General features: G+C 40.5%; 6 protein-coding genes. 1 reads left to right on the top strand and 5 read right to left on the bottom strand.

Annotated elements, in window-relative coordinates:
- From CXF78_RS13605 to CXF78_RS13595, 3 genes are all read right to left on the bottom strand, one after another.
- Window positions 1–323: chromate transporter (locus tag CXF78_RS13605; protein WP_145991451.1), on the bottom strand; the 323-nt coding region annotated here is incomplete at its 3' end.
- Window positions 324–502: 179 nt separating this feature from the next.
- Window positions 503–1,636, bottom strand: coding sequence for a 23S rRNA (uracil(747)-C(5))-methyltransferase RlmC (gene rlmC, locus CXF78_RS13600; RefSeq protein ID WP_102037101.1), 1,134 nt, complete (start codon window positions 1,634–1,636; stop codon window positions 503–505).
- On the bottom strand, window positions 1,626–2,117 hold the full coding sequence (locus tag CXF78_RS13595; protein WP_102037100.1) for a transcriptional regulator OhrR: 492 nt from the start codon (window positions 2,115–2,117) through the stop codon (window positions 1,626–1,628). Before CXF78_RS13595 ends, rlmC begins: the two co-directional genes overlap by 11 nt.
- Window positions 2,118–2,279: 162 nt before the next feature.
- On the opposite strand from CXF78_RS13595, the gene CXF78_RS13590 reads away from it, so the two are divergent.
- Window positions 2,280–2,474, top strand: a complete 195-nt coding sequence (locus tag CXF78_RS13590; RefSeq protein WP_102037099.1) for a cytoplasmic protein — start codon at window positions 2,280–2,282, stop codon at window positions 2,472–2,474.
- Window positions 2,475–2,574: 100 nt separating this feature from the next.
- On the opposite strand, the gene CXF78_RS13585 is transcribed toward CXF78_RS13590, so the two are convergent.
- Both CXF78_RS13585 and CXF78_RS13580 read right to left on the bottom strand, forming a co-directional pair.
- Complete coding sequence (locus tag CXF78_RS13585) at window positions 2,575–2,955, bottom strand: SpoIIAA family protein (RefSeq protein WP_011636064.1); 381 nt, start codon at window positions 2,953–2,955, stop codon at window positions 2,575–2,577.
- Window positions 2,956–3,160: 205 nt separating this feature from the next.
- Window positions 3,161–3,715 carry a TMEM165/GDT1 family protein gene (locus CXF78_RS13580; RefSeq protein WP_102037098.1) on the bottom strand — a complete coding sequence of 185 codons (555 nt, stop codon included), beginning with the start codon at window positions 3,713–3,715 and terminating at the stop codon, window positions 3,161–3,163.
- Window positions 3,716–4,091 lie beyond the last annotated feature (376 nt).

Here is a 4,091-nt window from a genome sequence, read left to right as displayed (position 1 = left end):
GCACCCTCTACGGCAGTTATCTCCAGCCATTGCGCACTGGTCACAGCAAATAAAAACATCAGTAAAAAAGACGGTAAAGTAAAACCTAAAAAGGCGGCTAATCCGCCCAGTAAACCACCTCGATGATAACCAATTGCAAACCCTATCTGGCTTGAGCCTGGCCCTGGCATAAACTGACTAAGAGCAACAAAACTTGAATATTGTTTACCATCTAGCCATTGTAAGTCGTCAACAAATGCTTTTCTAAAATAGCCTATGTGAGCCGCAGGGCCACCGAAACTGATTAACCCTAACGCTAAAAAGCGACTGAAAATTTGCCACATCGTCCTAGTACCTTTTTTATGTTAATAAACAATGTTATGACATTAAGATGACATTTTTATGATGACAACATACACCACTATCTAACTGCTACCTTTGCTCGATATAGCCCATAACTTAGCGACACCAAACGAGTACTTAATTACGATTTTTAAAATACCTTAATTGATAGCAAAGACTATTACAGCTGTTCTAGCATAACCAATACTTCAAAATGATCAGTATGAGGAAACATATCAAACATTTGAACTTTGGTTATTTGATAACCCGTAATGTACTCTAAATCGCTCATTAAGGTGTGTGGATTACAACTAGAATACACGATTGCTTTAGGTGCAAACTCACTCAGTGAGTCGCATAATGATTTTCCTAATCCGCGCCGAGGTGGATTTACAATAATAAGATCTGGTTTATCTTGAGCAGATTGTTCTTTGGCAAAATGAGTTGAATCAAGTGCGCTAAAATCCACTTGGGTAAACCCTAGTTTAGTTGCTGACAAGATGGCACATTCTATTGCTTCAGATTCGATCTCAATCCCAGTTAAACGGATATTGCTGTCAGCACAATGCAGCCCAAATCCACCGACGCCACAAAATAGATCCCAAATATAGTTCGGTTTAAATTCAGTAACCCACTCCCTCGCTATTTGATACAACTGGGCGGCGACTTCAGGATTCGTTTGAAAAAAGCTTTTTGGCCGTATGAACAACGGTACATTATTAAGTTGTTCTTCTAATCGTGTCGTTTCCGTTAAAAATATTTCCCTTTCGCCTTCAAGAATCGCCATGTGGATTGGCTGAATATTGGCCGAGACTAAGGTGATTTCGGGAAACTCTTGTAATAATTGAGGTAATTCTCGTTCAATTCTCACGATGGCTTGATCACTGCGTAATACAAAACGCAGCATAAACTGGCCACTACTTTGGCTGCGAGTCAGTAAAATAAATTTTAGCTCGCCTTTGCTTTTATCGACCCGATAAGGCGGTATACCAGCTTGCTGCACAAATCGTTCTAAACGGTGTAACAATAATTGCATATCTTTAGGGTATAACGAACAGTCACATAGACTGACCGGCTCCCCTTTAGGATTAACCAAACCTAAAATAGGTTTGTGAGCGGCACCTAAAACGACCATTTTGGCTTTATTACGAAAACCTGATTCTGCGCTTAATATCGGCGCTAGCCATTGCTTAACTGAAATGCCACGAAACAAATCGATTAACTGTTGTTGCTTTACACTCACTTGCTCAACCATAGGTAGTTGAATATTGCGGCATGACAAACAATCGCCACGCTCAAAATAATCACATTTCACAGCTGCTCGCCTCTCCGGAATTTAACATGGTAAATGCTTGATCACACAGTTGCTTTAATTGTTGTAAGTCTTCAATAGTGCCACCCACTTTACAACGCATCTGTTCAGGAATACTCAACGCTTGCTGATGTAATTGTTGGCCTTGCTCAGTAACATGTAACACTCGCACGCGTTCATCTAATTCACTACGGCTACGGCTCACTAAGCCTTTGCTTTCTAGACGCTTTAGCAAGGGTGTTAATGTTCCAGAATCAAGATGTAATTTTTCACCTAAGGTTTTAACACTGATCCCCGGCTCTTTCCAAAGTACCATCATCACTAGATACTGCGGATAAGTCAGCGATAACTCATCTAATAATGGTCGATATGCACGGATCATCGCATTAGTCGCACTATACAATGAAAAACACACTTGGTTTTCAAGTGCTAGCGGATTTTGCGCTGAAGGTAATTGAGACTCAGTAAGCGCTTTACTAGACATAGGCTTCACTCCACTAACCAATAATATGAGCTAATTATAACATTGGTTGTGCGCAACCTATAATCAAAAAATTCCAACGAATGCTTTTTAACAAAAATGAGTCAAGCATTTTGATTTTCAGCCGATATATTATTACCATCCGACTTTATATTAAGGTTAACCATGTCAATTAGTATTAATTCACCGTCTTCAATGCCAACAACAATTGATTCTGGCAGCAGCTTAAAAGTGGCCGTAATGGCTAAAGAACAGCAAAAAATTGAAGGTCAAATGGCATTACAACTCATTGAAGCGGCTCAGCCACCTGCACCGCAGCCCGTTGGCAACAGTGGTCATAATGTTAATACCACGGCATAAATGGTTAAAGCCCTAGAAAATCTGTTCCTAGGGCTAATGACGCCATCACAACGCTAAAGACCTTTGCATCGTTCGAGAGCAACTGAGCTTGAACATCATATTAATATCGAAGCCATTTCAAGGCGTCATCTTCATCTTCGAAATATTTTATCTCACCAGCAATAAACCAACTACCAATTTTGGCCGCCCATTCTTGCCAATCTTTATTGCCCAAAATGGCCACTCTTTCAAACTCAGATTTGTGCTTTAATCCCAGCTTTAAATCATCCCAAGCGGCGCGTAAGTCCCAGCCGTCAAGCTCGGTAGCATCAAGAAATAAACTCACTTTAGGCTGATCAACTTGGCTTAATGCCCCCTCTAGCATAGGGGTAATGACGAGATAGTCTTCGTGGGTTAATGTACCAATGGCTTTTAATGTCACAAAAAACACACTTTCAATTCGGTTTATGCCTATCGATAAACCATGTTTCTTCATATCCATATCGTGACTCCTTTACTATCCGTTTACTATGCGATTACACATTTACATGCACGCGCCTATCCATAAAGCTATGCATGCTTACATTTTAACCAATCATAAAATGAAGTGTGTGCCGGACTGCACAAAAAAGCAATGGCAACAACCTAGGGCAACCCACAGGCAGTATCTGCATCAAAAACTTGGTTATCGGACATGGAACCTCCTTTTACCACAGCAATGTAGCGACCCCAAGTAGCGCAAACAACACAGCACAACCGCGATGAATCAGTTTCATGGGCAATTTGTTAGCACTAAAATGCCCAGCCAGCACAACGGGGACATTAGCAATTAACATTCCCAATGTCGTGCCGATGACAACCCATGTCAGTGCTTGGTATTTTGCCGCTAAGACCACCGTCGCAATTTGAGTTTTATCCCCTATTTCAGCAATAAAAAACAAAATAAACGTTGCAGAAAAAGCACCGAGTTTATAGAAGCGATTATCATCATCATCCATTTTATCGGGTATAAGGACCCATAGTGCAATAGCAAAAAATGACCCTGCCACCAAATAGGTCGCCCATTGTGGATCAATCCATGCAATTGCCCATTGACCTAACCATGCGGCAAGAAAATGATTTAATAATGTGGCAAGCAAAATGCCTGAGATAATAGCGGTTTTATTGCTAAATCTCACCGCGAGCAGTAAAGCTAATAATTGAGTTTTGTCGCCTATTTCAGCGATGGCAACTGTGAGAGTTGAGGCGAATAAAGCTTCCAATGTGATATTCCTAGGGGTAAATGACAACTAAGCACAAGCCACCGCATACCCCTTGATGCAGTTACTGTGCTTAGGTCTCGCTTGGTAAAATCACTGATTTACAGTGTGTTACTGTCTGCACCATGGCATGAGGCCAATTATGTTGATACAGACATCTTGTATGCCATAACAGCAAAACAAGATTAGCTACTCCCCTAAAACAAGTCGCATTATAACGATTAAATAATTTTATTCAACGCACTCATTTTACATTGTAAATTTGGCATAAAAACACCTAAGCCTTAACAGTAACGCCGTAATGCTACACTATTGCAAAAATCACGTGTAAAAAAGTTTGGTCGATTGTTGTGTAATTGTTTATAAACATAGCTGTTAG

This window comes from Shewanella sp. 11B5, from assembly GCF_002836795.1.
Lineage (GTDB): Bacteria > Pseudomonadota > Gammaproteobacteria > Enterobacterales > Shewanellaceae > Shewanella > Shewanella frigidimarina.
This window is presented reverse-complemented; position numbering and strand designations above follow the sequence as displayed.

Bases quoted from the DNA above. Each gene is read 5' to 3' on its own strand.
- CXF78_RS13585 (WP_011636064.1), bottom strand. From the start codon at position 2,955: ATGGATATGAAGAAACATGGTTTATCGATAGGCATAAACCGAATTGAA.
- CXF78_RS13595 (WP_102037100.1), bottom strand. From the start codon at position 2,117: ATGTCTAGTAAAGCGCTTACTGAGTCTCAATTACCTTCAGCGCAAAAT.
- CXF78_RS13590 (WP_102037099.1), top strand. From the start codon at position 2,280: ATGTCAATTAGTATTAATTCACCGTCTTCAATGCCAACAACAATTGAT.